Below are 24,988 nucleotides of genomic sequence, written 5' to 3' on the forward strand. Positions count from 1 at the left end.
AAAAGCCTTGCACCGCTATCGAAATCAGTTAGTGTATTGACCCTCGACACACGTACAACATCAGCTGGTAAACGGCTGTTAACCGCAACGAGGCGTGTGCACAACGTCGAGGAGTGCCGTTTCAATGGGCGTGGCCATGAGTATGACTGCGCGGTACGCGAGGGCGGGTTCCCAAGCGTTTCGCCTGGTAGCTGATGCCAGGGGTGCCTCCCGGGCGGCTGCCCTGTTGCTGCGCGGCTCACCATTTGCCCTGGGCTGGTTTGCCGGCTGGTTGACGACGGAATTTCCCCCGCATGTGGTGACCGGGCACGCGTTGTCCCGCGTCTCGGCGCCGTCCATCGGTCGCGTGGGCGCCACCTGGGCCGGACAGCGTGCGGAGCAAACGCTCACCGCGGCTCTTGAGGACTCTTTCGGGCCCGGTTACGCCGACCAGGTTTCGCATCCGGCGTGCGAAGAATCGGAGGGCGCGCCGCGCAGCGGGTTGTTAAACCGGCCCGGCCCACACCGCCGGTATGCCGCTGAAACCTCGGACATTTCGTACGGTCCGCGTGGTCGCGACAATTTGCTCGACATCTGGCGACGTCATGACATGGCACCGGGCCGCCGCGCGCCGGTGCTGATCCAGGTCCCGGGCGGGGCGTGGGCCGTCAACGGCAAACGCGGCCAGGCCTACACGCTGATGAGCCGGATGGTGGAACTCGGCTGGATCTGCGTATCGATCGACTACAGCAAGAGCCCGCGCTCCACGTTTCCGGCGCACCTCATCGACGTGAAGCAGGCGATCGCCTGGGTCCGCGAAAACATTGCCGACTACGGCGGCGACCCCAGCTTCATCGCGATCACCGGCGGCTCGGCGGGCGGACACCTCGCCTCGCTGGCCGCGCTGACCCCGAACGACCCACGGTTTCAGCCCGGATTCGAAGACGCCGACACCACGGTTCAGGCGGCGGTGCCCTACTACGGGGTCTACGACTTCACCAACGCCGACACCATGCACGAACTGATGCTGCCGTTCCTCGAGCAGTTCGTGATGCGCGCTCGGTACGCCGACACACCCGAGCGGTTCGAGGCGGCATCGCCGATTTCCTACGTGCACGACGAGGCGCCGCCGTTCTTCGTGCTGCACGGTGAGAAAGACGAGCTGGTTCCCTGCACCCAGGCCCGGACGTTCTGCACGGCAATGCGCGCCGCCGGAGCACCGATCGTGGCGCACGCCGAGCTCGCCAACGCCCACCACGCTTTCGACATCCTGTCCACGGCCCGATCGCGGTTGGCGGCCAACGCCGTCGCCGACTTCTTGGGCATCGTTTACGGGCGGCGGCAGAGCTCGGCGCTCGACTTGTGGTCGCTCTCGGCGCCGTCGGCCAGCTGAGTTGCCCGGATCAACCGCCTGCCACAACCTTTGGTCCGCCAAGCCGGTGCACCCGCTGTAGCGACCGAATCGTGCCTTTCACCAGCGCGTCAACGCGACTAGCGTTGGTGTGTCTATCCGGTTGGCGGAGCTGAGGCAGGAGGCTTGATCGGCGGTGACGAGGTTGACGCGTCGAGTGGATGATCATGGCTGAGTCTGTTGAGGCGGTCGGATTGTCCGACGAGCTCGGACCGGTCGACTATCTGCTGCATCGAGGCGAAGCGAATCCGCGGACCCGGTCGGGGATCATGGCGCTGGAACTGCTCGACACCACCCCGGACTGGGACCGGTTCCGGACCCGCTTCGAGAACGCGTCGCGCAAGGTGCTGCGGCTTCGGCAGAAGGTCGTCGTGCCGACGCTGCCGACGGCCGCACCGCGCTGGGTGGTGGACCCCGATTTCAACCTGGACTTCCACGTCCGCCGGGTCAAGGTGTCCGAGCCGGGCACCCTGCGCGAGGTGTTCGATCTCGCCGAGCTGATCCTGCAGTCGCCGCTGGACATCTCGCGACCGCTGTGGACGGCGACACTGGTAGAGGGTCTGCCCGACGGCCAGGCCGCGACGCTGCTGCACGTCAGCCACGCGGTCACCGACGGCGTCGGCGGTGTGGAGATGTTCGCCGAGATCTATGACCTCGAGCGCGATCCGCCGGCCAGGCCGACTCCGCCGCTGCCCATCCCGCAGGATCTGTCACCCAACGATCTGATGCGCCAGGGCTTCAACCGCCTGCCGTTTGCGATCGTCGGCGGCGTCGCGGGTGCGGTGGCCGGGGCTGTCTCCGCGGCCGGGCGGGCGATCCTGGAACCCGTGTCGACGGTGTCGGGGATCGTGGACTACGCCGTCTCCGGTGTGCGGGTGATCAACCGCGCCGCCGAGCCCTCGCCGCTGCTGCGACGGCGCAGCCTGGCGTCGCGTACCGAAGCGATCGACATCCGGCTCTCCGATTTGCACAGGGCGGCCAAAGCCGGTGGCGGTTCGATCAATGATGCGTATCTGGCGGGTCTGTCCGGCGCCCTGCGGCGCTACCACCAGGCACTCGGCGTGCCGATCAGCACGCTGCCGATGGCGGTGCCGGTCAGCCTGCGGGCCGATGCCGACACGGCCGGCGGCAATCGGTTCACCGGCGTCAACTTGGCGGCTCCGCTGGGCACCGCCGATCCGGTGTCGCGGATGAAGAAGATTCGCGCCCAGATGACCCAGCGCCGTGACGAGCCCGCGATGAACATCATCGGATCCATGGCGCCGGTGCTCAGTGTGTTGCCGTCGGCGGTGCTGGAGGGGATCACCGGCTCGGTGGTCGGGTCCGATGTGCAGGCCAGCAATGTCCCGGTCTATCCGGGCGATACCTATATTGCTGGTGCAAAAGTTTTGCGGCAGTACGGCATTGGCCCACTGCCTGGTGTGGCGATGATGGTGGTACTGATTTCACGAGGGGGGTGGTGCACCATCACCGTGCGCTATGACAGGGCGGCCGTGCAGAAGGAGGCGTTGTTCGCCCAATGTCTGTTGGAGGGCTTCGACGAGATTCTCGCGCTGGCGGGTGATCCGGCGCCGCGGGCGGTGCCGGCATCGTTCACCGAACAAGCCGATGCGGCATCTCGATCGGTGTCGGGCTCATGAGCCGCGCCGGAGAAAGCCAGAAGTCAACGCCGGCAAAGGATTTACGCTTGCCCGGTTCGGTCGCGGAGATCCTCGCCAGTCCCGCCGGCTCCAAGATCGGCGCCTTTTTCGATCTGGACGGGACCCTGGTCGCTGGCTTCACCGCGGTCATCCTCACCCAGGAGCGGTTGAGGCGGCGCGACATGGGAGTGGGGGAGCTGCTCAGCATGGTTCAGGCCGGCCTGAACCACACGCTCGGGCGCATCGAGTTCGAAGACCTGATCGGCAAGGCCTCCGCGGCGCTGGCCGGGCGACTCATCGACGACTTGGAGGAGATCGGTGAGCGGCTGTTCGTGCAGCGGATCGAGTCACGCATCTACCCGGAGATGCGTGAGCTGGTGCGGGCGCACGTCGCGCGCGGCCACACCGTGGTGCTCAGCTCGTCGGCGCTGACCATTCAGGTCAATCCGGTGGCCCGTTTTCTCGGAATCGCGAACACGCTCACCAACAAATTCGAGACCAACGAGGACGGGTTGCTCACCGGCGGTGTCGTGGAGCCGATCCTTTGGGGCCCGGGCAAAGCTGCTGCAGTACAACGATTTTCAGCGGAAAACGGCATCGATCTCAAGGACAGCTACTTCTACGCTGACGGCGACGAGGACGTCGCGCTGATGTATTTGGTCGGCAATCCGCGGCCGACCAATCCCGAAGGCAAGATGGCCGCCGTCGCCAAGCGCCGCGGCTGGCCGATTCTGAGATTCTCCAGCCGCGGCCCGGTCGGTATCCGCCGGCAGGTGCGCACACTTGCCGGGCTCGGCTCGATTGTGCCCGTCGGGGCCGGCGCAGTGGCGATGGGTGTGCTGACCGGTAGCCGGCGGCGGGGCGCCAACTTCTTTACCTCCAACTTTTCCCAGACGGTGCTCGCGACCACCGGAGTACACGTCAATGTCGTCGGGAAAGAGAATCTGACCGCGCAACGTCCGGCCGTCTTTATCTATAACCACCGCAACCAGGTCGACCCCGTCATCGCCGGTGCGCTGGTGAGTGACAACTGGGTTGCGGTGGCCAAGAAGGAACTGCAAAAGAACCCGATCATGGCGCTGCTCGGCAAGGCGTTGGACGGTGTGTTCATCGACCGCGACGATCCGGAGGCCGCGCTCGAGACGATGCGCATCGTCGAAGAGAGAGCCAAGAACGGACTGTCGATTCTGATGGCTCCTGAAGGAACCCGGCTCGATACCACCGAGGTCGGTCCCTTCAAGAAAGGGCCGTTCCGTCTCGCGATGGCGGCGGGGATCCCGATCGTGCCCATCGTGATTCGGAATGCGGAGATCGTCGCTGCCCGAAACTCCGTCACGATCAACCCGGGCACGGTTGACGTCGCGGTGTTCCCGCCGATTCCGGTGACGGACTGGACAGTTGAGACGCTGCCGGATCGCATCGCGGAGGTGCGCCAGCTGTATCTGGACACTTTGGCCAATTGGCCGGTCGACGAACTGCCCGAGGTCGACCTGTACGCCGAGGAAAAAGCGGTGAAGAGAGCCCGTGCCAAGCCGGCTGCGAAAAACGCGCCGGCTGCGAAAAAGGCGCCGGCTGCGAAAAAGGCCCCGGCGAAAAAGGCCCCTGCGAAAAAGGCCGCGGCCAAGAAGGCCAGGCCCAAAAAAGCGGCGTCCAAGCCCGCAGCCAAATCGCAACCGGCCCAGCCGAATCCGAACGACTCCGAGGTCGCGCTCAAAGACGGTGAAGCGCCGCAGTCCGGCGCGGACCAGCCCGGCAGCACCGAGTCGACATCTCTGCCCAGAGGGCGCACGTGACACAACCGGCCGCAACTACCAGCGCAGTCCTGACCGCGCAAGATTCGCTGGTGTTGGCGTCCATGGAGTCCGGCGTCGAAACGCAGCTGGTGATGGATTGGCTCGGCCAGCAGAGAGCCCGCAATCCGGATGTGAAGCTCGACGTGCTCAAACTGCCCCCGGCCGACGCGCCGCAGGCCGCGCTGAATCTGCTGGTGGATCGGCTCGAGTCCGGAGAAGACCGATCGATTGTGCCGGTCAGGGTCTTCTGGCTACCGGCACCCGATCGCGGCAGGGCCGCGAAGCTGGCAGGGTTGCTTCCCGGCTGGGATCCCTACCACCCCAATCAACGTCGGCAGCGCCACATCGTGCGCAAGGATCGGCACCGGGCCCGGGTGGTGGCCGGCGAGGCGGCCAAGGTGTCCGAACTCCGCCAGCAGTGGCGCGACACCACCGTCGGGGAGGACGAGCGCGATTTCGCCCAGTTCGTCGCGCGCCGTGCTCTTTTGGCGTTGGAACGCGCCGAGTATCGGATCCTCGGGCCGCAGTACAAATCCCCGCGATTGCTGAAGCCGGAGATCTTGGCGTCCAGCCGGTTTCGCGCGGGCCTGAAGAAGATTCCGGATGCCGGCGTCGACGAAGCGGGCAAGATGCTCGACGAATTGGCCACCGGATGGAGCCGGGTGTCCGTCGACCTGGTTTCCGTTCTGGCCAAGCTGATTTGCCGCGGATTCGATCCGGAGATCGACTACGACGCGTTTCAGGTCGCGGCGATGCGCAACGGGCTGGAAGTTCATCCGGCGGTGCTGCTGTTCTCGCACCGGTCCTACATCGACGGCGCGGTGGTGCCGGTGGCGATGCAGGAAAACCGGTTGCCGCCGGTGCATGTGTTCGCCGGTATCAACCTGTCATTCGGATTGATGGGGCCGTTACTGCGGCGCTCCGGCGTCATCTTCATCCGCCGCGACATCGCCAACAACCCGCTCTACAAGTACGTGCTGCGCGAATACGTCGGCTACATCGTCGAGAAGCGATTCAATCTGAGCTGGTCCATCGAAGGCACTCGTTCGCGCACCGGCAAGATGCTGCCACCCAAGCTCGGTCTGATGTCCTATGTGGCCGACGCCTATTTGGATGGCCGCAGCGAAGACATTCTGCTGCAACCGGTTTCGATCGGTTTCGACCAGTTGCACGAGACCGCCGAGTACGCCGCCTACGCCCGCGGCGGAGAAAAGACACCCGAAGGCGTGCTATGGCTGTACAACTTCATCAAGGCCCAGGGCGAACGCAACTACGGCAAGATCTATGTCCGCTTCCCCGAAGCGGTCTCGATGCGGCAGTACCTCGGTCCGTCGCACGGGACGTTGGCCCAAGATAACGACGCTAAACGGCTTGCGCTGCAAAAGATGTCGTTCGAAGTCGCGTGGCGGATCCTGCGCGCGACCCCGGTGACGGCGACGGGTTTGGTGTGCGCGTTGCTGCTCACCACGCGCGGCGCGGCCCTCACCCTCGACCAACTGCACCACACGTTGCAGGACTCACTGGACTACCTCGAGCGTAAGAACACCCCGGTGTCGACGAGCGCGCTGCGGCTGCGCACCCGCGACGGGGTGCGTGCAGCCGTCGACGCACTGTCCAACGGACACCCGATCACCCGCGTCGACAGTGGCCGCGAGCCGGTGTGGCTCATCGCGCCCGACAAGCAGCACGCCGCGGCGTTCTACCGGAACTCGGTCATCCACGCCTTCTTGGAGACCTCGATCGTCGAACTGGCCCTGGCTCACGCCAGGCACACCGAAGGCGATCGCATCGAGGCTTTCTGGGCTCAGGCGATGCGGCTGCGCGATCTGCTGAAGTTCGACTTCTACTTCGCCGATTCCGCGGCATTCCGCGACAACATCGCCGAAGAGATGGCGTGGCATGACGACTGGGAAGCCCACGTCGCCGCCGGCGGCGAGGAGATCGACGCGATGCTGTTTGCCAAGCGGCCGTTGATGTCCGACGCGATGCTGCGGGTGTTCTTCGAGGCCTACGAGATCGTCGCCGACGTGTTGCGCGATGCGCCGGCGGATATCGGGCAGAAGGAACTCACCGATTTGGCGCTCGGGGTCGGCCGGCAATACGTGGCACAGACCCGGGTGCGCAGCAGCGAATCGGTGTCGACCCTGCTGTTCGCGACCGCGCTTCAGGTCGTCGCCTATCAGGATCTGATCGCACCGGCCGCGGATCTGACCGAACGCCGGATCGCCTTCCGGCGGGAATTGCGGGCGATTCTGCGGGATTTCAGCTACGTCGAGCAAATCGCGCGCAACCAATTCGTCGCCCGCGAATACCAAGCGCGTCAGCAGCGCACCGCCCGCCAGGCCGGGTAGCGCGGGCGGTGCGGGTGCCCGCCCATACCCTGGACGCATGACGGTTGGCCAGTCCGCAGCCAAGGCCCGCGATCTGGTGTGGCCGCTGCTCACCGGCGTCGCGGTGCTGGCCGGCTGCACGGCGGCCGGCATCGGGGCGTTATCGCTGGCCGACGCGCTGACCGCCACCGGATTGCCCGATCCGGGCCCGGCGACGACGCTGGGCCTGCCGTTCGTCCGGGCGGCGGGCGAGATCGCCGCGGTGCTTGCGGTGGGGTCGTTCCTCTTCGCGGCGTTCCTGGTGCCGCCGCAGAAGTCCGGCGTGCTCGACGCCGGCGGCTACCGCGCCCTCCGAGTGGGGACCGTCGCGTCGGGCGGATGGGCCGTGTGCGCCTTCCTGCTGATCCCGCTGACCATTTCCGATGTATCCGGTCACCGGCTGTCCGAGCAGCTCAATCCGTTGCGGCTCTGGTCGCTGGCCAGCCTGGTCGGCACTGCTTCGGCGTGGCGCTGGACGGCCGTCCTGGCCGCGGTGGTGACGCTGGCCAGTTTGGCGGTGCTGCGCTGGTCATGGACCCCGCTGCTGGTCGCCGGGGCGGTGGTCACCCTGATCCCGCTGGGGCTGACCGGCCACTCGTCGGCCGGCGGCGCGCACGACCTGGCCACCAACAGCCTTCTGATCCACCTCGTCGCCGCCAGCCTGTGGGCCGGTGGGCTGCTGGCTCTGCTCGCTCACGCGCTGCGCGGCGGCGACCATCTCGCCCTTGCGGCCCGGCGCTTCTCGGCCATCGCCCTGTGGTGCTGGGTCGCCATGGCGCTCAGCGGTGTGATGAACGCCCTGGTGCGGGTGTTGCCGTCGGACCTGCTGACCACGACGTATGGGCGGCTGGTGCTGGCCAAGTTCGTCGCACTGTGTGCACTGGGCGTCCTGGGCTGGCGTCAGCGGCGCGCCGGAGTCGTTGCGCTGCAAGATGATCCCCAGAAGCGCAGTGTCCTGGTACGGCTGGCGCTCGTCGAGGCTGCCCTGTTCGGCGTGACGTTCGGTATCGCCGTCGGGCTGGGCCGCACCCCGCCGCCGCCGCCACCGCTGCGGCTTCCGTCGATTCCGGAGGCCGAGATCGGCTATGACTTCGACGGCCCGCCGACGGTGGCACGCATCCTGTTCGACTGGCGCTTCGATCTGGTTTTCGGCACGGCGGCGATCGTTTTGGCCGCGCTGTATGTGGCGGCGGTGCTGCGGCTGCGCCGCCGCGGCGATCACTGGCCGTCCGGCCGCATCGCGGCGTGGCTGCTGGGCTGCCTGACCCTGCTGTTCGTGACGTCGTCGGGGGTCGGCCGCTACATGCCGGCGATGTTCAGCATGCACATGGCCGCTCACATGGGTCTGTCGATGATGGTGCCGATCCTGCTGGTGCTGGGCGGGCCGGTCAGCCTCGCGTTGCGGGCGTTGCCGGCCGCCGGTCGCGATGATCCGCCGGCGATGCGGGAATGGCTGTTGGCCGCGCTGCACAGCCGGCTGTCGCAGGTTCTGACCAATCCGATCGTGGCCACGGTGTTGTTCATCGCGGGCTTCTACGGCCTGTACTTCGGAAGCATCTTCGACAACGCGGTGGGCAGTCACGCCGGGCATCTGGCGATGAATGTGCATTTCCTGGTCAGCGGCTACCTGTTCTATTGGGTGGTGATCGGCGTGGACCCCACCCCGCGGCCGATCCCACCGCTCGCCAAGGTGGGCGTGGTGTTCGCCTCCCTGCCCATGCACGCGTTCTTCGGTGTGGAACTGATGGGCACCCCGACCGTGCTCGGGGAGGCCTACTACCGGTCACTGGGCTTGAGTTGGCATACCGATCTGCTGGGTGATCAACGCTTGGGCGGCGGAATCGCTTGGGCGGCAGGGGAAGTGCCGCTCGTGATCGTCATGCTCGCGTTGCTCGTGCAGTGGGCCCGCAGCGACGCACGAACCGCGCGGCGTCTTGACCGGGCGGCCGACCGAAACGACGACGCCGACCTGACCGCTTACAACGCCATGCTGGCCGAAATGGCCCGCGGGGGCGGACCGAAGCCGGCGTCACAGGGTCCCCCGGCCGCGGAGTGATCCCGCGTAGCGGCTTATCCCCAGTCGCGTCTTTTTGCACAGGCTCGCCGCGCAACGGCTGAGAACGGACCGGATTGCCGACGACTCGTCGGTGCCTCGGCGCTCAATGAGCACCAAGCAAGAGCGCTACCTGAGACACCTGCGAAAGGAAATTGAGCCCATGTTCGAAACCTCGCTGACCGTCGTCGGTCACATCGTCAACGACCTGCAGCGCCGCAAGGTCGGCAATCAGGAACTCATCAAGTTCCGGGTGGCCAGCAATTCACGCCGGCGCACCGGTGACGGCAGTTGGGAGCCGGGAAATTCGCTGTTCATCACCGTCAACTGCTGGGGAAAGCTGGTCACCGGGGTCGGTGCCGCGCTGGGCAAGGGTGCACCGGTGATCGTGGTGGGCCACGTCTACACCAGCGAGTACGAGGACCGCGACGGCAATCGCCGTTCGTCGCTGGAGATGCGAGCGACGTCGGTCGGCCCGGATCTGTCTCGCGCGATCGTGCGCATCGAGAAGCCCGGCTACACCGGTCCCGACGCGGAACCGCCGGCTGCTGTCGTGGGCGAAGGCGAGCCGGCGGCCGACGACGACTCGGCGGAGTCCGGCGACGGCGCCGCGGACGGCAGCCCGCTATCCCTGTCGGCTTAGCTGAGGGTCGGGCGTCCGGTTCCACCTGTTCGGTGATGCCTAGGATGGTCCGCGAGATCCTTCTCAAGAACCAGAAAGGCAAAACCGCGGCATGGCTGAGTTCATCTACACGATGAAAAAGGTCCGCAAGGCGCACGGCGACAAAGTGATCCTGGACGACGTCACGTTGAGCTTCTTCCCGGGCGCCAAGATCGGTGTCGTCGGTCCTAACGGCGCCGGTAAGTCGAGCGTCTTGCGGATCATGGCCGGTCTGGACAAGCCGAACAATGGCGAGGCATTCCTGGCCAACGACGCCACGGTCGGCATCCTGCAACAGGAGCCGGCGCTCAACGAGGAGAAGACCGTTCGCGGCAACGTGGAGGAGGGCTTGGGCGAGATCAAGGTCAAGCTCGACCGCTTCAACGAGGTTGCCGAGCTGATGGCCACCGACTACTCCGACGAGTTGATGGAGGAGATGGGCCGGCTGCAAGAGGACCTGGACCATGCCGACGCGTGGGACCTGGACTCGCAGCTGGAGCAGGCGATGGACGCGCTGCGCTGCCCGCCGCCCGACGATCCGGTGACCAACCTGTCCGGTGGTGAGCGCCGCCGGGTGGCGCTGTGCAAGCTGCTGCTGTCCAAGCCCGACCTGCTGCTGCTCGACGAGCCGACCAACCACCTGGACGCCGAAAGCGTGCAGTGGCTCGAAGCGCATCTCGCCGCCTACGCCGGAGCGATCCTGGCCGTCACCCACGACCGTTACTTCCTGGACAACGTCGCCGAATGGATCCTGGAACTCGACCGGGGCCGGGCTTATCCCTACGAAGGCAACTACTCGACCTACCTGGAGAAAAAGGCCGAGCGGCTTTCGGTGCAAGGGCGCAAAGACGTCAAGCTGCAAAAGCGGCTGCAAGACGAGCTGGCCTGGGTGCGCTCCGGGGCGAAGGCCCGGCAGGCGAAGAGCAAGGCCCGGCTGCAGCGCTACGAGGAGATGGCCACCGAGGCGGAGAAGACGCGCAAGCTCGATTTCGAGGAGATCCAGATCCCCGTCGGGCCACGACTGGGCAACGTGGTTGTCGAGGTCGAACATCTCGACAAGGGCTTCGACGGACGCACCCTGATCAAGGACCTGTCCTTCACCTTGCCGCGCAATGGCATCGTCGGCGTCATCGGCCCCAACGGCGTCGGCAAGACCACGCTGTTCAAAACCATCGTGGGGCTCGAGGAGCCGGACAGCGGCACGGTCAAGGTCGGTGAGACGGTCAAGCTGAGCTACGTCGACCAGGCCCGCGCGGGCATCGATCCGAAGAAAAACGTCTGGGAAGTCGTCTCGGATGGCCTGGACTACATCGTGGTCGGACAAACCGAAGTCCCGTCCCGGGCCTACGTGTCGGCGTTCGGATTCAAGGGTCCCGATCAGCAGAAGCCCGCCGGAGTGCTGTCCGGTGGCGAGCGCAACCGGCTGAACCTCGCGCTGACGCTCAAGCAGGGTGGCAACCTGATCCTGCTCGACGAGCCCACCAACGACCTCGACGTCGAAACACTCGGTTCGCTGGAGAACGCGCTCGAACAATTCCCCGGCTGCGCGGTGGTGATTTCGCACGACCGCTGGTTCCTCGACCGCACCTGCACGCACATCCTGGCGTGGGAGGGCGACGACGACAACGAGGCCAAGTGGTTCTGGTTCGAAGGCAACTTCGGCGCATATGAGGAAAACAAGGTGGAGCGACTTGGAGCCGACGCGGCGCGGCCGCACCGGGTAACCCACCGCAAGCTCACGCGGGACTAGTGTCAGCTTTGCCAGCTGCCCCGCGACGACGCGCCCGGTTCGGTCGCCGAAGAGTGCGGCGACTCGGCGTAGTGCCATCCGTCCTGAGTGGGGAGCTAACGGCATGACGATCGGTTCCGGACCGAAGCAGGAAACGACGCCGTGGACCGCATTCACCAAAATGTCGGACATTCCCGAGTGGATCCCGAAGGCCTACATCGAGACCTATCGCGGCCCGCACGATAAGGAGCCCGGAACCCTCGAAACCGGTGTCGTCGACCTGACCATCCCCGCCACCATCGTCAGCCCGGCGTTGCTGGGCGCGCACTACCGGCTCGGCCGGCACCGCCCGCACGGCGAAAGCTGCGTCGCCGTCTACCCGCCCGATGATCCCGCGGGCTTCGGGCCCGCGCTGCAGGTCGTCACCGACCACGGCGGCATGCTGATGGATTCCGTCACGGTGCTATTGCACCGGCTCGGCGTCTCCTACACGGCCCTGATGACCCCGGTGTTCGACGTGCAGCGCGACGCGTCGGGTGAGCTGCTCAGCATCGAGCCGAAAGCCCCCGGGACACCGCAATACGTGGGCGAGGCCTGGATCCACATCCAGTTCGTGCCATCCGTCGATACCAAGGCGCTCGCCGAGGTCGAAAGGGTACTGCCCAAAGTCCTCAGCGACGTCCAGCAGGTGGCCGCCGACGCAGCAGCGATCATCGCCGCCCTGAGCAACCTGGCCGCCGACGTCGAGACCAACGTCGGCGGCCGCTTCTCGGCGCCCGACCGCGAAGATGTGGCGGCGCTGCTGCGCTGGCTGGGCAACGGGAATTTCCTGCTGCTGGGCTACCAGCGTTGCCGGGTGCATGACGGTCGGGTCTCCGGCGACGGGACAAGCGATCTCGGCGTGATGCGCAGCCGCACCGTTTCCCGCCCGCGGCTGACCGACGACGACAAATTGCTGGTGCTGGCCCAGGCCACCGTCGGCAGCTATCTGCGCTACGGGGCATATCCCTATGCCATCGGGGTTCGCGAATACGTCGACGACGGCGTGCTCGAGCACCGCTTCGTCGGGCTGTTCACCGTCGCCGCGATGAATGCGGACGTGCTGGAGATCCCGTCGATCTCGCGCCGGGTCCGCGAGGCGCTGGCGATGGCGGACAGCGACCCCGTCCACCCGGCCCAGCTGATCCTCGACGTGATCCAGACCGTGCCGCGCTCGGAGCTGTTCACCCTCAGCGGCGAACGGCTTTTCACGATGGCCAAAGCCGTGGTCGATCTGGGGTCCCAACGGCGAGCGTTGTTGTTCCTGCGCGCCGACCGGCTGCGCTACTTCGTCTCCTGCCTGGTCTACGTGCCCCGCGATCGCTACACCACAGCCGTGCGATTGCAGATCGAGGACATCCTGGTTCGTGAATTCGGCGGGACGCGACTGGAATTCACCGCGCGAGTCAGTGAATCACCTTGGGCGCTCATGCATTTCATGGTGCGACTGCCGGAAGATGCCGGGCCGGTCGACGTCTCCGAGAACAACCGGATCCGAATCCAGGCGCTGGTCAGCGAGGCCGCGCGCACCTGGTCCGACCGGCTCATCGCCGCCGCGCCCACCGGCACCGTGACCCACGCTGACGCCGAGCACTACGCCGGCGCATTCGCCGAGGCCTACAAGTCGGCCGTCACCCCCGAGGATGCCATCGACCAGATCGCCATCATCAAAGAGCTGACCGATGATTCCGTCAAGCTGGTGTTCTCCGATCGCGGGGACGGCCTGGCCCAGTTGAACTGGTTTCTGGGTGGACACAGCGCGTCGCTGAGCCAGCTGCTGCCGATGCTGCAGAGCATGGGCGTCGTCGTCCTCGAGGAGCGCCCGTTCACGGTCACCCGGCCGGACGAATTGCCGGTGTGGATCTACCAATTCCGGATCTCGCCGCACCCGACCATCCACCTGGCGCAGACGCAAGCCGAGCGGGACGCGATGGCCGAACGTTTCGCCGACGCGGTCACCGCGATTTGGCACGGCCGGGTCGAAATCGACCGCTTCAACGAGCTGGTGATGCGCGCCGGCCTCACCTGGCAGCAGGTCGTGCTGGTGCGCGCCTACGCAAAGTACTTGCGGCAGGCCAACTTCCCCTACAGTCAGTCCTACATCGAATCTGTGCTCAATGAGCACGCCTCGACCGCGCGATCACTCGTGACGCTGTTTGAAGCGCTGTTCGATCCCACGACCTCGGGATCGCCCAGCAGCGACGCGCAAACGGCCGCCGCCGCGGTCGCCGCGGACATCGACGCGCTGGTCAGCCTGGATACCGACCGCATCCTGCGTGCCTTCGCGTCACTGGTGCAGGCCACCTTGCGCACCAATTACTTTGTGACACACGAGGGTTCGGCCCGGGCCCGCAATGTTTTGGTGATCAAGCTGGATGCCCAACTGGTCGACGAGCTTCCGCTGCCGCGGCCCAAGTACGAGATCTTCGTATATTCACCCCGGGTCGAGGGCGTGCACCTGCGGTTCGGCCCGGTGGCCCGCGGCGGGCTGCGCTGGTCGGACCGGCGCGACGACTTCCGCACCGAGATCCTGGGTCTGGTCAAGGCGCAGGCGGTGAAGAACGCCGTCATCGTGCCGGTCGGGGCCAAGGGCGGGTTCGTCCTCAAGCGGCCGCCGCTGCCCACCGGTGACGCCGCGGCCGACCGCGATGCGACCCGCACCGAAGGTGTCGCCTGCTATCAGCTCTTCATCTCCGGATTGCTCGATGTCACCGACAACGTCGACCATTCAACCGGACACGTCAGCCCGCCACCGCAGGTGATACGTCGCGACGGCGACGACGCCTACCTGGTGGTGGCCGCGGACAAGGGCACCGCCACTTTCTCCGACATCGCCAACGACGTCGCCAAGTCCTACGGCTTCTGGCTGGGCGATGCGTTCGCGTCCGGCGGTTCGGTCGGCTACGACCACAAGGCCATGGGCATCACCGCGAAGGGCACCTGGGAAGCCGTCAAACGACACTTCCGCGAGATGGGCGTAGACACCCAGACCGAGGACTTCACGGTCGTCGGCGTCGGCGACATGAGCGGCGACGTGTTCGGCAACGGCATGCTGCTGAGCAAGCACATCCGGTTGATCGCCGCCTTCGATCACCGGCACATCTTCTTGGACCCGGACCCCGATGCCGCGACATCGTGGCCGGAACGCCAGCGGATGTTCGACCTGCCGCGCTCCAGCTGGGAGGACTACGACAAGTCGCTGATCAGCGAGGGCGGCGGGGTGTACAGCCGCGAGCAGAAGGCCATCCCGGTCAGCCCGCAGGTGCGCCAGGCGCTCGACATCGACGACGAGGTCAGCGAGATGGCCCCGCCGAACCTGATCAAGGCGATCCTGCTCGCACCGGTGGATCTGCTGTTCAACGGCGGTATCGGCACCTACATCAAAGCCGAAACCGAGTCCGACGCCGATGTGGGCGACCGCGCCAACGACCCGGTGCGGGTCAACGGAAACCAGTTGCGCGCCAAGGTGATCGGCGAGGGTGGCAACCTCGGCGTGACGGCCTTGGGCCGCGTCGAGTTCGACCTGACCGGCGGGCGGATCAATACCGACGCGATGGACAACTCCGCCGGTGTGGACTGCTCCGACCACGAGGTCAACATCAAGATCCTGATCGACCGGCTAGTCACCGCCGGCAAGGTCAAGGCCGATGAGCGCACACCGCTGTTGGAGTCGATGACCGACGAGGTCGCCCAACTGGTGCTCACCGACAACGAGGACCAGAACGATCTGATGGGCACCAGCCGCGCCAACGCCGCCAGCCTGCTTCCGGTGCACGCGATGCAGATCAAGTACCTCGAAGAACACGGCATCGACCGCGAACTGGAAGCGCTGCCGTCGGAGAAGGAGATCGCGCGGCGAGCCGAAGCCGGCATCGGGCTCACCTCTCCCGAACTCTGCACGCTGATGGCCCACGTCAAGCTGCTCCTCAAGGAGGAGATGCTGACCACCGAACTGCCCGAGCAGGACGTCTTCAAGTCCCGGTTGCCCCGTTATTTCCCGACACAGTTGCGGGAACGGTTCACTCCGGAGATCCGCACCCACCAGCTGCGCCGCGAAATCGTCACGACGATGTTGATCAACGACCTGGTTGACGCCGCCGGCATCAGCTACGCGTACCGGATCGCCCAGGACGTCGGTGTCGGGCCGATCGACGCGGTACGGACCTGGGTCGCCACCGATGCGATCTTTGGCATCGAGCACATCTGGCGGGGCATCCGTGCGGCGGACATCCCGGTCGCGCTGTCGGACCGGATGACCCTGGATACCCGACGGCTGATCGACCGTGCCGGACGCTGGCTGCTCAACTACCGTCCGCAACCGTTGGCCGTGGGCGCCGAGATCAACCGGTTCGCCGCCAAGGTCAAAGCGCTGACGCCGCGGATGTCGGAGTGGCTGCGCGGTGACGACAAGGCCATCGTCGAACAGGAAGCCGGAGCGTTTGCCGCCGAGGGTGCTCCCGAAGACCTGGCCTACCTGGTAGCGGCCGGCCTATACCGCTTCAGCCTGCTCGACATCATCGACATCGCCGACATCACCGAGACCGACACCGCCGACGTCGCCGACACGTATTTCGCGCTGATGGACCGGCTGGGCACCGACGGCCTGCTCACCGCGATATCCGCGCTGCCGCGATACGACCGTTGGCATTCGTTGGCGCGCCTGGCAATTCGTGACGACATCTACGCATCGCTGCGGTCGCTATGTCTCGACGTGTTGGCCGCGGGGGAGCCGGACGAAAGCGGGGAAGAGAAGATCGTCGAGTGGGAACACATCAGCGCCTCCCGGGTCCAGCGGGCGCAGCGCACGCTCACCGAAATCTACGAAAGCGGCGCTACGGATCTCGCGACGCTGTCGGTGGCCGCGCGACAGATCCGCCGCATGACCCAAACCAGTGGGCGGGGGACGTCGGGGTGAGCATCGGGTACGTCGCACCCGTGCCGGTGCGCTGGTCGGACATCGACATGTACCAGCATGTCAACCACGCCACGATGGTCACCATCCTCGAAGAGGCGCGGGTCCCGTTCCTCACGGACCCGTTCGGCGCCGACATCACCACGATCGGGCTGCTGATCGCCGACGTGCGGGTGACCTACAAGGATCAGCTGCGGTTGGCGGATTCGCCTCTGCAGGTGACTATTTGGACCAAGCGACTGCGAGCGGTCGACTTCACACTGGGCTACGAAGTGCGTTCGGTGAACGCCGATCCGGAATCCAGGCCTGCCGTCATCGCCGAGTCGCAGTTGGCCGCGGTTCACATCGAGGAGCAGCGGCTGGTGCGACTCTCGCCAAATCATCGGGAGTATTTGCAACGGTGGCTGCGTTAGCTGAGCGTGGATTATGGCTGGGCCCGGCATCGATGGAGGCCCACCGTACCGATCTGGCTGCGTTCGTCGATCATGCGGCACGCCTCGACGACGCCGCGGTGATACGGCTTCGCGCCCGATCTTCCGGCTTGCTAACGGCTTGGATGGCAACCGGATTCGACGTGCTGGCCAGCCGGGTTGTGGTGGGCAAGGTGCGGCCCGAGGACATGACGGTCGCCGCGGACGGGTTGGCGCGCGGGCTGGCCGGAATGGACGACACGGGCTACGTCGATCCGGGGTTCGCCATGGACTCGTCGTGGCGCAGCGCACTGCCCCCGGAATCCGGCTTCACCTACCTCGATGACGTGCCGGCCCAGGTGATGCTGGACCTGGCGCAACGCGGCGCGCAGCTCGCCAAGGAACACAGCAGCTCGCATGGTCCGCCGGCCTCGCTGCTCGACCAGGAGGTGATCCGGGTCAGCTCGGCCGACACCAGCGTGGGACTGCCGATGCGTTGTGTGTTCGCTTTGACCGCAATGGGTTTCCTGCCGCAGTCAAGGGATGCAATCGACGCGAGCGAAATGATCCGGGTTCGGACACTTCCGGCGTGGTTGCGTCTCGACGCCAGGTTCGGTTCGGTCTATCGCCGCCGCGGTCAAGCGGCGCTGGTGCTGCGCTGAGCGGTGCGTCAGGCCCCGTACTGCAACCACAACGGCAAAGCCGAATCCAGGTAGTCCATGAACTTCTTGAGCCCCACCCGGTATTGGCCGAACCCGTACGGATCTTCGGCATATTCGGGAAACGCGATGCCCAGCCCGAACAGCCCGGGCGCAAGGATTCCGTTTCTCGGGTTGTAGTCCAGCTGGCCCCATTGCGGCGTCTCGGGCAGCTTTCTGCGCTCGAAGCCGACGGTATAGACCACGCGATCGCATTGCGCGAGTTTGTCGTCGAATTCCGGGCTTGATACCCAGCACCTGTCGAGTCGTTCCGGGTAGACGCCGTCGATGTTTTCCCGGGCCCACGTGGCTGCCCGGCCCTTGAGGCCGGTATCGTCGAAAAGGATCCAATCATCCAGATAGACAGCATATTTCAGCGGTCCTTGGTAGAAATTGATCACCCGCTTGACGGGATGGCTCAGCAGATTGGGCAACACGATCATCGACGAGTGCGACGAGCCGAACACGGCCACCGTCGAACCGTCGAGCGACTGCTCGGCGAGCCGGTCGGGATCCAGCGCGACCTCCACCGCAATCTCGTCCAGGCCAGCGTATGCAAGCGTCTTGGGAACCGCGCCGACGGCCAGAATCACATTGTCGGAGAAGACTTCTTGTTGCTCTGTTTGGATTCGCCACTGCCGATTACCCAAATGCAACGATGTCGCCGTCGCTTGCAAGACATGCACCCGCTCACGCAGGTGCTGCGTAATCCACACCAAGGGATCTGCGACCAGGTCAAGGGCGCACGTGTCGTCCGGGTCGACATGGTGCAGCGGCAATGCCGGTGCCTCCGAGAACCGGAACGCCGAGGAGCCATTCAGGAAACTCAGGAAGGTCTCGGCGATGGTGTTACTCGATACCGACCGCCACTTCTGGCCGAGATCGCCTGCCGCAAAAGCAGGATCAATCCAGGCGATCTTGTCCGCCGCGATGCCCTGATCTAAAAGCCTTCCCACCGCGGCAATTCCGGCGGGGCCGGCTCCGACGACTGCCCACGCATATGCTGCCATGTAACACATATAGGCCAGCGCGGGCCGCGGCGCGAATCGCCCGACGGCCCGAAGCTAGACCAACCAGGCCACCGTGTCGGTCGGCAACTGGCCGTCGACCAACGGCGCACTGGCGAAAATGAGTTCGCCGGCGGGCAGCGGCATCGGACGCTTTCCGGTGTTCAGCGCGCACACCAGACCGCCGGTGCTGCGCCGGAATACCAGCGCGTCGGGCGTTGCCGTCAGCCACTCCAGCTCGACGCCGTCGAATTCGGCACGGTCCCTGCGCAATTTGAGCGCGGTGCGGAAAAACGACAATGTCGAGTTGGGATCGGCGTCCTGCTTTTCCACCGTCAGCGATGCCCAATCCGCGGGCATCGGCAACCAGGTGTCGGGCGAGCTGGAGAATCCGAACGGGGGAGCCTCGCCCGACCACGGCAACGGAACCCGGCATTTGTCGCGGCCCCGCTCGGTGTGCCCCGAGCGTTCCCACGTCGGGTCCTGCAGCACCTCGTCGGGCAGGTCCAACACGTCGGGCAGGCCCAGCTCCTCGCCGTTGTAGATGAACACAGTGCCCGGCAGGGCGAGCATCACCATCGACATGGCACGCGCGCGGCGCAGCCCGATCTCGCCGCCGCCGTACCGGGTGACCTCACGTCCCACGTCATGGTTGGACAGCGTCCAGGTCGGTATGGCGTCGTGGATCGCGATGGCCTCCATCGAATTCTGGATCGCGTCATGGATCTGGCCCGCGTCGAAGTCGATCTTGGTCAGCCGGAAGTTGAAACCGAGGTGTAGTTCGTCGGGCCGCAGATACTCGGCCCACAGGAGGTTGTCCATCACCCACACCTCGCCGATGGTCACCGCGTCGGGAAAGTCGTCGACGATCTTGCGGATGCCGCGGTGGATCTCGTGCACGCTCGGGTGGTTGAACCGTGGGTCGTCGTCGCTGTGACTCAGAATTTTGATGTCGTCCTTCGCGTCGGGCAGGCCGGGCGGCTTGGCCATCCCGTGCGCCACGTCGATGCGGAAGCCGTCCACGCCGCGTTCCAGCCAGAACCGCAGCGACTTCTCGAAGTCGTCGAAGACCTCGCGATTCTCCCAGTTCAGGTCCGGCTGCTCGGTGTCGAAGAGGTGCAGGTAGTACTGGCCGGGATTGCCGTCCGGTTCGACCACCCGCGTCCAGGCCGACCCGCCGAACACCGAGGTCCAGTTGTTGGGCGGCAGCGCCCCGTCAGGGCCGACACCATCGCGAAAGTAATAGCGCTCCCGCGCCTCGGTGCCCGGCCCGGCCGCCAGCGCCGCCTGGAACCAGACATGCTGCGAACTGGTGTGATTGGGCACCACGTCCATGGTGATCTTGATGCCGCGCTGGTGGGCCGCCGCGATCAGCCGCTCGATGGCGGCCATGCCGCCGAACAGCGGGTCGATGTCACGGGGATCGGCGACGTCGTAGCCGTGGTCGGCCATCGGCGAGACGGTGACAGGGTTGAGCCAAATCGCATCCACCCCCAGCCGCTCGAGGTAGTCCAGATGGGCCTCCAACCCGTCGATGTCGCCGATGCCGTCACCGTTGCTGTCGGCGAATGATCGGGGATAGACCTGGTAAAAAACCGCGCTCGACCACCATGCTCCGGGGCTCATCCTGCTCCGTTCAGTTCGCTGGGCGTTAAAGGCTAGAAGTCAAAAAGGGGTATTGACGAGTGAGTGTGCGGCCATTTCCAAATAGTTGAGCAACTCGCGACGGTGTTCGTCGTCGAGAGTCTGCGAGTCGATCGACGCGACCGCGGTGTGCATGCACCGCAGCCACGCGTCGCGCTCGATCGGGGTGATTCGGAACGGAACGTGACGCATCCGCAGCCGGGGATGTCCACGCTGGTCGGAGTAGGTGCGCGGGCCGCCCCAGTACTGCTCGAGGAACATGCGTAACCGCTCTTCGGCACCCGCTAGGTCGTCCAAGGGGTACAGCTCGCGCAGGATTTCGTCCTCGGGGACCTGCGCATAGAACCGCGCCACGATCGTCTTGAAGGTCTCGGCACCGCCGACAGCGTCGTAAAAGGACTGTTGTACCTGATCCATCACGTCCCATTGTGGTGCATCCGTCGGCCGGCGAAGTCAAACGGGCCGGAGTTGCAATCGCTGTTCACCGTTTCGACACGGCGTGCACCAGCAATTAGGCGTGCGATTGGCCGCGAATCATGGTGGACTATCCGCGGAGGATTTATGGCGCAGGGCAAGAAACGCCGCGGCCACCGCAGTTCTGGGGCCGCGGCAGGGTTAACCGGGCCCCCAACCGTGTCATCCCTGCATAGCCTTTCCCACCGCCCCACCCAGGGTCTTTCCCACCGCCCCGCCCCGGGCGCCGACACCCACCCGCCCACCCGGCACGAGAGTGTGTCGATCTGGAGTCGCCGACGGGTGCTGCTGCTGAACTCCACTTACGAGCCCCTGACCGCGCTGCCGATGCGGCGAGCGATCGTGATGGTGATCTGTGGCAAGGCCGACGTGGTGCACGCCGATCCCACCGGACCGGTCATCCATTCGGCGAGCGAGTCGATCGTGGTGCCGTCGGTGATCCAGCTGCGGTCCTATGTCCGGGTTCCGTACCGGGCCCGAGTCCCGATGACCCGTGCCGCGCTGATGCACCGCGACCGGTTCTGCTGTGCCTACTGCGGGGCCAAGGCCGACACCGTCGACCATGTCGTGCCACGCAGCCGCGGCGGTGACCACTCGTGGGAGAACTGCGTCGCCTGCTGCTCGACCTGTAACCACCGCAAGGGCGACAAGCTGCTCACTGAACTCGGCTGGGCCCTGCGCCGGGCGCCGTTGCCGCCGACGGGGCAGCACTGGCGACTGCTGTCCACGGTCAAGGAAATGGATCCAACCTGGGTCCGGTACCTCGGCGAGGGCGCGGCCTGATCGCCAATCTTGTGTCCAAGCGCGCCGCCGGATCACTCGGTGGGATACGGTTTCCGTCGTGAGCGCTATGGAGATTCACCTGTACCTGGTTGGAATCCCGGCGTTGCTGGTGATCGTGCTGGCGGCGCTGATCTGGTCGCGCAAGGGGCCGCACCCCGCGACCTACAAGATGTCCGAGCCGTGGACGCATCCGCCGGTTCTGTGGGCAGCCACCGACGAATTCGTCGGCCATTCACCCGGACATCACGCATCGGAGTTCTCGGTCGGAGGTGGCGCCAGTGGCACATGGTGAGGTAGCGACGAAGGCGCCCGCGGCATTGCCCGCGGGCTTTGCGATCACCACCAGCGGACGGGTGTCCGGCGTCACCGAGCCCGGCGAGCTGTCCGTGCACTACCCGTTCCCGACCAAGGACCTCGTCGCCATCGACGACGCCCTGAAATACGGCTCGCGCCAGTCGATGACGCGGTTCGCCGTGTACATCGGCGACCTGGGTAGCGACACCGCAGCGCGGGCTCGCGAGATCCTGGCCGACGTGCAGACGCCGAACAACGCGGTGCTGCTTGCCGTCTCGCCCGACCAGGCCGTCATCGAGGTGGTCTACGGCTCGGAGGTTCGCGGACGCGGTGCCGAGTCGGCCGCCCCGTTGGGTGTGGCCGCCGCGTCGTCGGCGTTCGAGCAGGGCCACTTGGTCGACGGCCTCGTCAGCGCGATCCGCGTGCTCAGCGCGGGGATTTCCCCGGCGTAACGGCGCTAGCTAAGCACCGTCGAACTTGCGGGCCCGCAACGCCCGCTTCACCCCGGCCTGCCCCTCGAGCACCAGGCGGCGCAAGGCCGGCGGCACCTCCGAGTCCGGCGCGGTCAGGAACTTGTCGGCGGCGGCGACGCCGTCCTCGCTGATGTCGTAGGACGGATACAGCCCGATCACCACCGTCTGGGCGACCTCGCTGGAGCGCCGCGCCCAGACTCCGGCGATGGCCTGGAAATAGCGCGCGGCGAACGGCTTGAGTAACTCGCCCTGGCCGGGCGCCCCGAAACCCGCGATGATCGCGCGGGCCGATGTGTTGGCCACGGTGTCGTCCTCTACCACCGTGGTGAACGCCTTCTCCTTGACGTCGAGCTGCGGGCGGGCGGCGGCCGCCTGGGCGCCGTGGCGCTTGCCGGTCGCCGTCGGGTCGCGCTGGACCTCGGCATCGATGAACGGAGTCGCAAGCCCGTCGGCATCGACATCGCCGGCGGCGGCCAGGGCCGTCACGATGCGCCAGCGCAGGTCGGTGTCGATCTCGAGGCCCGCCAGGCCCAACGACGAGGGCTCGTCGTCGAGCAGGTCGGCCAGCGTCGCGACGTGCCGGCCGGACAGCACCGACGAGCACAGCGTGTTGACGAAGGCGAGCTGGTGGTCCGAACCCGGCTGCGCCGCGCGGGCCAGTTCGAGCACCCGGTCGGCGAACTGCGGCCAGCCATGCTCACGGGCCCAGCCCGGCTCGGCGTAGGAGCCGAGCGCCGTCTGCGCCTGCAGCAGCAGCCGTTGCGCCACCCCGACTTCCGTCTCGGCCTGCACACCTGCGGACACCAGCGCCACGAAGTCGCGGGCACGCAGTTCGGCGTCGCGGGTCATCTCCCACGCCGCCGACCACACCAGCGAGCGGGGCAGCGGCTCGGCGATGTCGGCGATGCGTTCCAGCGCCGTGCGCAACGACTGGGCGTCCAGGCGAAGCGAGCAGTAGGTCAAGTCGTCATCGTTGACCAGAATCAGCTTGCCGGACGAAACGCCAACCAGCGCAGGCACTTCCGTCTCCGGTCCGTCGACATCGAGTTCCTCCCGGTGCGCCCGCACCAGCTTGCCCGCGTCGTCTTCGTCGTAGATCCCGACCGCCAGCCGGTGCACCCGGGTTTCGCCGGCTCCCGGAGCGGCGCCGCTTTGCGTCACCGCGAACCGGGTGAACTTCCCGTCGGCGTCCAGCTCGAATTCCGGGCGCAGCGTGTTCAGCCCGGTGGTTTTCAGCCACTGCTGACCCCAATTCGACAGGTCACGGCCCGACGCCTGCTCCAGCGCGGACAGCAGATCGTCGAAGGTGGCATTACCGAACGCATGCGTGCGGAAATAGTCGCGCAGCCCGGCCAGGAAGTGCTCCAGCCCGACGTAGGCGACAAGCTGCTTGAGCACCGAGGCGCCCTTGGCGTAGGTGATGCCGTCGAAGTTCACCTCGACCGCGGCCAGGTCGGGGATGTCGGCGGCGATCGGGTGCGTCGACGGCAACTGGTCCTGGCGGTACGCCCACGATTTCTCGACGGTCGCGAACGTGGTCCAGGCCTCGGTGAATTCGGTTGCCTCGCTTTGGCACAACACCGACGCGAACGTCGCGAACGACTCGTTCAGCCACAGGTCGTCCCACCAGGTCATGGTCACCAGGTCGCCGAACCACATGTGCGCCATCTCATGCAGCACCGTCTCGGCTCGCCGCTCGTAGGAGGCGCGGGTGACCTTGCTGCGGAAGACGTAGTCCTCGAGGAAGGTCACCGCCCCGGCGTTTTCCATTGCGCCGGCGTTGAATTCGGGCACGAACAGCTGGTCGTACTTGCCGAACGCGTAGGGCAGGCCAAAGTTGCGGTGGTAGAAGCCGAACCCCTGCTTGGTTTGGGTGAACAACCGCTCGGCGTCCATGTGCTGCGCCAGCGAGGCCCGGCAATAGATGCCCAGCGGGATCTCGCCGTGCTCGTCGCGGTAGGAGTCCTTCCACTGCGTGTACGGGCCGGCGATCAAGGCAACCAGATAGGTGCTCATTCGCGGGGTGATCGCAAAACTGTGCACGCCGTTCTCGATCGAGGTGGTGGCGCCGTTGGAGATCACTTTCCAGTGCTCGGGCGCAGCCACCCGCAAATCGAATGTTGCCTTGAGATCGGGTTGGTCGAAGCAGGCGAACATGCGCTTGGCGTCGGCGGTTTCGAACTGCGAGTACAGGTAGGTCTCGTTGTCGACCGGGTCGACGAAGCGATGCAGTCCCTCGCCGGTGTTGGAGTAGCGGCAGTCGGCGTCGACGACGACGACGTTGCGGTCGGCCAGGCCGCGCAACGGGATGCCGGTCGATTCGTCGTATCCCGAGACGTCCAAGTCGCGGCCGTTGAGGGTGGCGCTGCGAACGTTCTGGGCGGCGAGGTCGATGACCGTGTCGGCGCCGGCGAGTGCGTCGAACACCACGGTGGTGGTGGAGCGGAAAGTGCCTTCGCCGGGCCCGCCAGAGACGCCGGAGCCGTCGGTGACGTCGAGGCTGATTTGGTAGCTGTCGACGGTGATCAGCGCCGCGCGCTCGACTGCTTGGTCTCGGGTGAGGTTAGGAAGGGCCACTCGTCCAACCTAGTAGCGCGGCCGGCTGTCGGTACTGACCGG

General features: G+C 66.1%; 17 protein-coding genes. 13 read left to right on the forward strand and 4 right to left on the reverse strand.

Annotated elements, in window-relative coordinates; genetic code table 11:
* Positions 1–124: 124 nt before the first annotated feature.
* The 10 genes from lipQ (at position 125) to ACZY0B_RS03020 (ending at position 17,658) form a co-directional block, all read left to right on the forward strand.
* Entirely contained in the window at positions 125–1,372 is a 1,248-nt protein-coding gene (gene lipQ, locus ACZY0B_RS02975; protein ID WP_463762486.1) for an esterase LipQ, read from the forward strand.
* Positions 1,373–1,557: 185 nt separating this feature from the next.
* A complete protein-coding gene (locus ACZY0B_RS02980) occupies positions 1,558–3,030 on the forward strand; it encodes a WS/DGAT/MGAT family O-acyltransferase (protein ID WP_463762487.1) in 1,473 nt (490 codons plus the stop codon).
* Complete coding sequence (locus tag ACZY0B_RS02985) at positions 3,027–4,823, forward strand: HAD-IB family hydrolase (RefSeq protein ID WP_463762488.1); 1,797 nt, start codon at positions 3,027–3,029, stop codon at positions 4,821–4,823. The genes ACZY0B_RS02980 and ACZY0B_RS02985 overlap by 4 nt, the downstream gene beginning before the upstream one ends.
* Positions 4,820–7,174 carry a glycerol-3-phosphate 1-O-acyltransferase gene (locus ACZY0B_RS02990; RefSeq protein WP_463762489.1) on the forward strand — a complete coding sequence of 785 codons (2,355 nt, stop codon included), beginning with the start codon at positions 4,820–4,822 and terminating at the stop codon, positions 7,172–7,174. Before ACZY0B_RS02985 ends, ACZY0B_RS02990 begins: the two co-directional genes overlap by 4 nt.
* Before the next feature lie 37 nt (positions 7,175–7,211).
* The gene (locus ACZY0B_RS02995) at positions 7,212–9,248 is read left to right on the forward strand and encodes a bifunctional copper resistance protein CopD/cytochrome c oxidase assembly protein (RefSeq protein WP_463762490.1); all 2,037 of its coding nucleotides are present in this window, start codon (positions 7,212–7,214) and stop codon (positions 9,246–9,248) included.
* A gap of 160 nt (positions 9,249–9,408) precedes the next feature.
* Positions 9,409–9,888 (forward strand): single-stranded DNA-binding protein, encoded by a 480-nt coding sequence (locus ACZY0B_RS03000; RefSeq protein ID WP_463762492.1) that lies wholly within the window; start codon positions 9,409–9,411, stop codon positions 9,886–9,888.
* Between the two features lie 91 nt (positions 9,889–9,979).
* Positions 9,980–11,656, forward strand: a complete 1,677-nt coding sequence (gene ettA, locus ACZY0B_RS03005) for an energy-dependent translational throttle protein EttA (protein WP_463762493.1) — start codon at positions 9,980–9,982, stop codon at positions 11,654–11,656.
* 103 nt (positions 11,657–11,759) lie between these two features.
* On the forward strand, positions 11,760–16,589 hold the full coding sequence (locus ACZY0B_RS03010; protein WP_463762495.1) for an NAD-glutamate dehydrogenase: 4,830 nt from the start codon (positions 11,760–11,762) through the stop codon (positions 16,587–16,589).
* Complete coding sequence (locus tag ACZY0B_RS03015) at positions 16,586–16,999, forward strand: acyl-CoA thioesterase (protein WP_463762497.1); 414 nt, start codon at positions 16,586–16,588, stop codon at positions 16,997–16,999. The genes ACZY0B_RS03010 and ACZY0B_RS03015 overlap by 4 nt, the downstream gene beginning before the upstream one ends.
* A 32-nt stretch (positions 17,000–17,031) precedes the next feature.
* Complete coding sequence (locus ACZY0B_RS03020) at positions 17,032–17,658, forward strand: DUF8185 domain-containing protein (protein ID WP_463762636.1); 627 nt, start codon at positions 17,032–17,034, stop codon at positions 17,656–17,658.
* A gap of 8 nt (positions 17,659–17,666) precedes the next feature.
* Here the strand turns inward: ACZY0B_RS03020 and ACZY0B_RS03025 are convergent, their stop codons facing one another.
* Genes ACZY0B_RS03025 through ACZY0B_RS03035 form a run of 3 tightly spaced genes read right to left on the reverse strand, consistent with a single transcriptional unit; the run spans position 17,667 to position 20,762 of the window.
* Entirely contained in the window at positions 17,667–18,704 is a 1,038-nt protein-coding gene (locus tag ACZY0B_RS03025; protein WP_463762498.1) for an FAD-dependent oxidoreductase, read from the reverse strand.
* Between the two features lie 54 nt (positions 18,705–18,758).
* Positions 18,759–20,327: a glycoside hydrolase family 13 protein gene (locus ACZY0B_RS03030; RefSeq protein ID WP_463762499.1), complete on the reverse strand. Its 1,569-nt coding sequence runs from the start codon at positions 20,325–20,327 to the stop codon at positions 18,759–18,761.
* Positions 20,328–20,366: 39 nt separating this feature from the next.
* A complete protein-coding gene (locus tag ACZY0B_RS03035) occupies positions 20,367–20,762 on the reverse strand; it encodes a globin (RefSeq protein ID WP_463762500.1) in 396 nt (131 codons plus the stop codon).
* A gap of 144 nt (positions 20,763–20,906) precedes the next feature.
* On the opposite strand from ACZY0B_RS03035, the gene ACZY0B_RS03040 reads away from it, so the two are divergent.
* The 3 genes from ACZY0B_RS03040 to ACZY0B_RS03050 all read left to right on the forward strand — a co-directional run bounded on the left by ACZY0B_RS03040 (position 20,907) and on the right by ACZY0B_RS03050 (position 22,348).
* The gene (locus ACZY0B_RS03040) at positions 20,907–21,602 is read left to right on the forward strand and encodes an HNH endonuclease (RefSeq protein ID WP_463762501.1); all 696 of its coding nucleotides are present in this window, start codon (positions 20,907–20,909) and stop codon (positions 21,600–21,602) included.
* Between the two features lie 67 nt (positions 21,603–21,669).
* Positions 21,670–21,894: an aa3-type cytochrome oxidase subunit CtaJ gene (gene ctaJ, locus ACZY0B_RS03045; protein WP_463762637.1), complete on the forward strand. Its 225-nt coding sequence runs from the start codon at positions 21,670–21,672 to the stop codon at positions 21,892–21,894.
* Positions 21,881–22,348 carry a DUF5130 domain-containing protein gene (locus tag ACZY0B_RS03050; RefSeq protein WP_463762503.1) on the forward strand — a complete coding sequence of 156 codons (468 nt, stop codon included), beginning with the start codon at positions 21,881–21,883 and terminating at the stop codon, positions 22,346–22,348. Before ctaJ ends, ACZY0B_RS03050 begins: the two co-directional genes overlap by 14 nt.
* A 9-nt stretch (positions 22,349–22,357) precedes the next feature.
* On the opposite strand, the gene pepN is transcribed toward ACZY0B_RS03050, so the two are convergent.
* The gene (gene pepN / locus ACZY0B_RS03055; RefSeq protein WP_463762504.1) at positions 22,358–24,946 is read right to left on the reverse strand and encodes an aminopeptidase N; all 2,589 of its coding nucleotides are present in this window, start codon (positions 24,944–24,946) and stop codon (positions 22,358–22,360) included.
* Positions 24,947–24,988 lie beyond the last annotated feature (42 nt).

The organism is Mycobacterium sp. IDUB_19 (assembly GCF_055419445.1).

Bases quoted from the DNA above. Each gene is read 5' to 3' on its own strand.
- ACZY0B_RS03025 (WP_463762498.1), bottom strand. From the start codon at position 18,704: ATGGCAGCATATGCGTGGGCAGTCGTCGGAGCCGGCCCCGCCGGAATT.
- ACZY0B_RS03010 (WP_463762495.1), top strand. From the start codon at position 11,760: ATGACGATCGGTTCCGGACCGAAGCAGGAAACGACGCCGTGGACCGCA.
- ACZY0B_RS03035 (WP_463762500.1), bottom strand. From the start codon at position 20,762: ATGGATCAGGTACAACAGTCCTTTTACGACGCTGTCGGCGGTGCCGAG.
- ettA (WP_463762493.1), top strand. From the start codon at position 9,980: ATGGCTGAGTTCATCTACACGATGAAAAAGGTCCGCAAGGCGCACGGC.
- ACZY0B_RS03020 (WP_463762636.1), top strand. From the start codon at position 17,032: ATGGAGGCCCACCGTACCGATCTGGCTGCGTTCGTCGATCATGCGGCA.
- ACZY0B_RS02985 (WP_463762488.1), top strand. From the start codon at position 3,027: ATGAGCCGCGCCGGAGAAAGCCAGAAGTCAACGCCGGCAAAGGATTTA.
- ACZY0B_RS03040 (WP_463762501.1), top strand. From the start codon at position 20,907: ATGGCGCAGGGCAAGAAACGCCGCGGCCACCGCAGTTCTGGGGCCGCG.
- ctaJ (WP_463762637.1), top strand. From the start codon at position 21,670: ATGGAGATTCACCTGTACCTGGTTGGAATCCCGGCGTTGCTGGTGATC.
- ACZY0B_RS03030 (WP_463762499.1), bottom strand. From the start codon at position 20,327: ATGAGCCCCGGAGCATGGTGGTCGAGCGCGGTTTTTTACCAGGTCTAT.
- ACZY0B_RS02995 (WP_463762490.1), top strand. From the start codon at position 7,212: ATGACGGTTGGCCAGTCCGCAGCCAAGGCCCGCGATCTGGTGTGGCCG.
- lipQ (WP_463762486.1), top strand. From the start codon at position 125: ATGGGCGTGGCCATGAGTATGACTGCGCGGTACGCGAGGGCGGGTTCC.
- ACZY0B_RS02980 (WP_463762487.1), top strand. From the start codon at position 1,558: ATGGCTGAGTCTGTTGAGGCGGTCGGATTGTCCGACGAGCTCGGACCG.
- ACZY0B_RS03000 (WP_463762492.1), top strand. From the start codon at position 9,409: ATGTTCGAAACCTCGCTGACCGTCGTCGGTCACATCGTCAACGACCTG.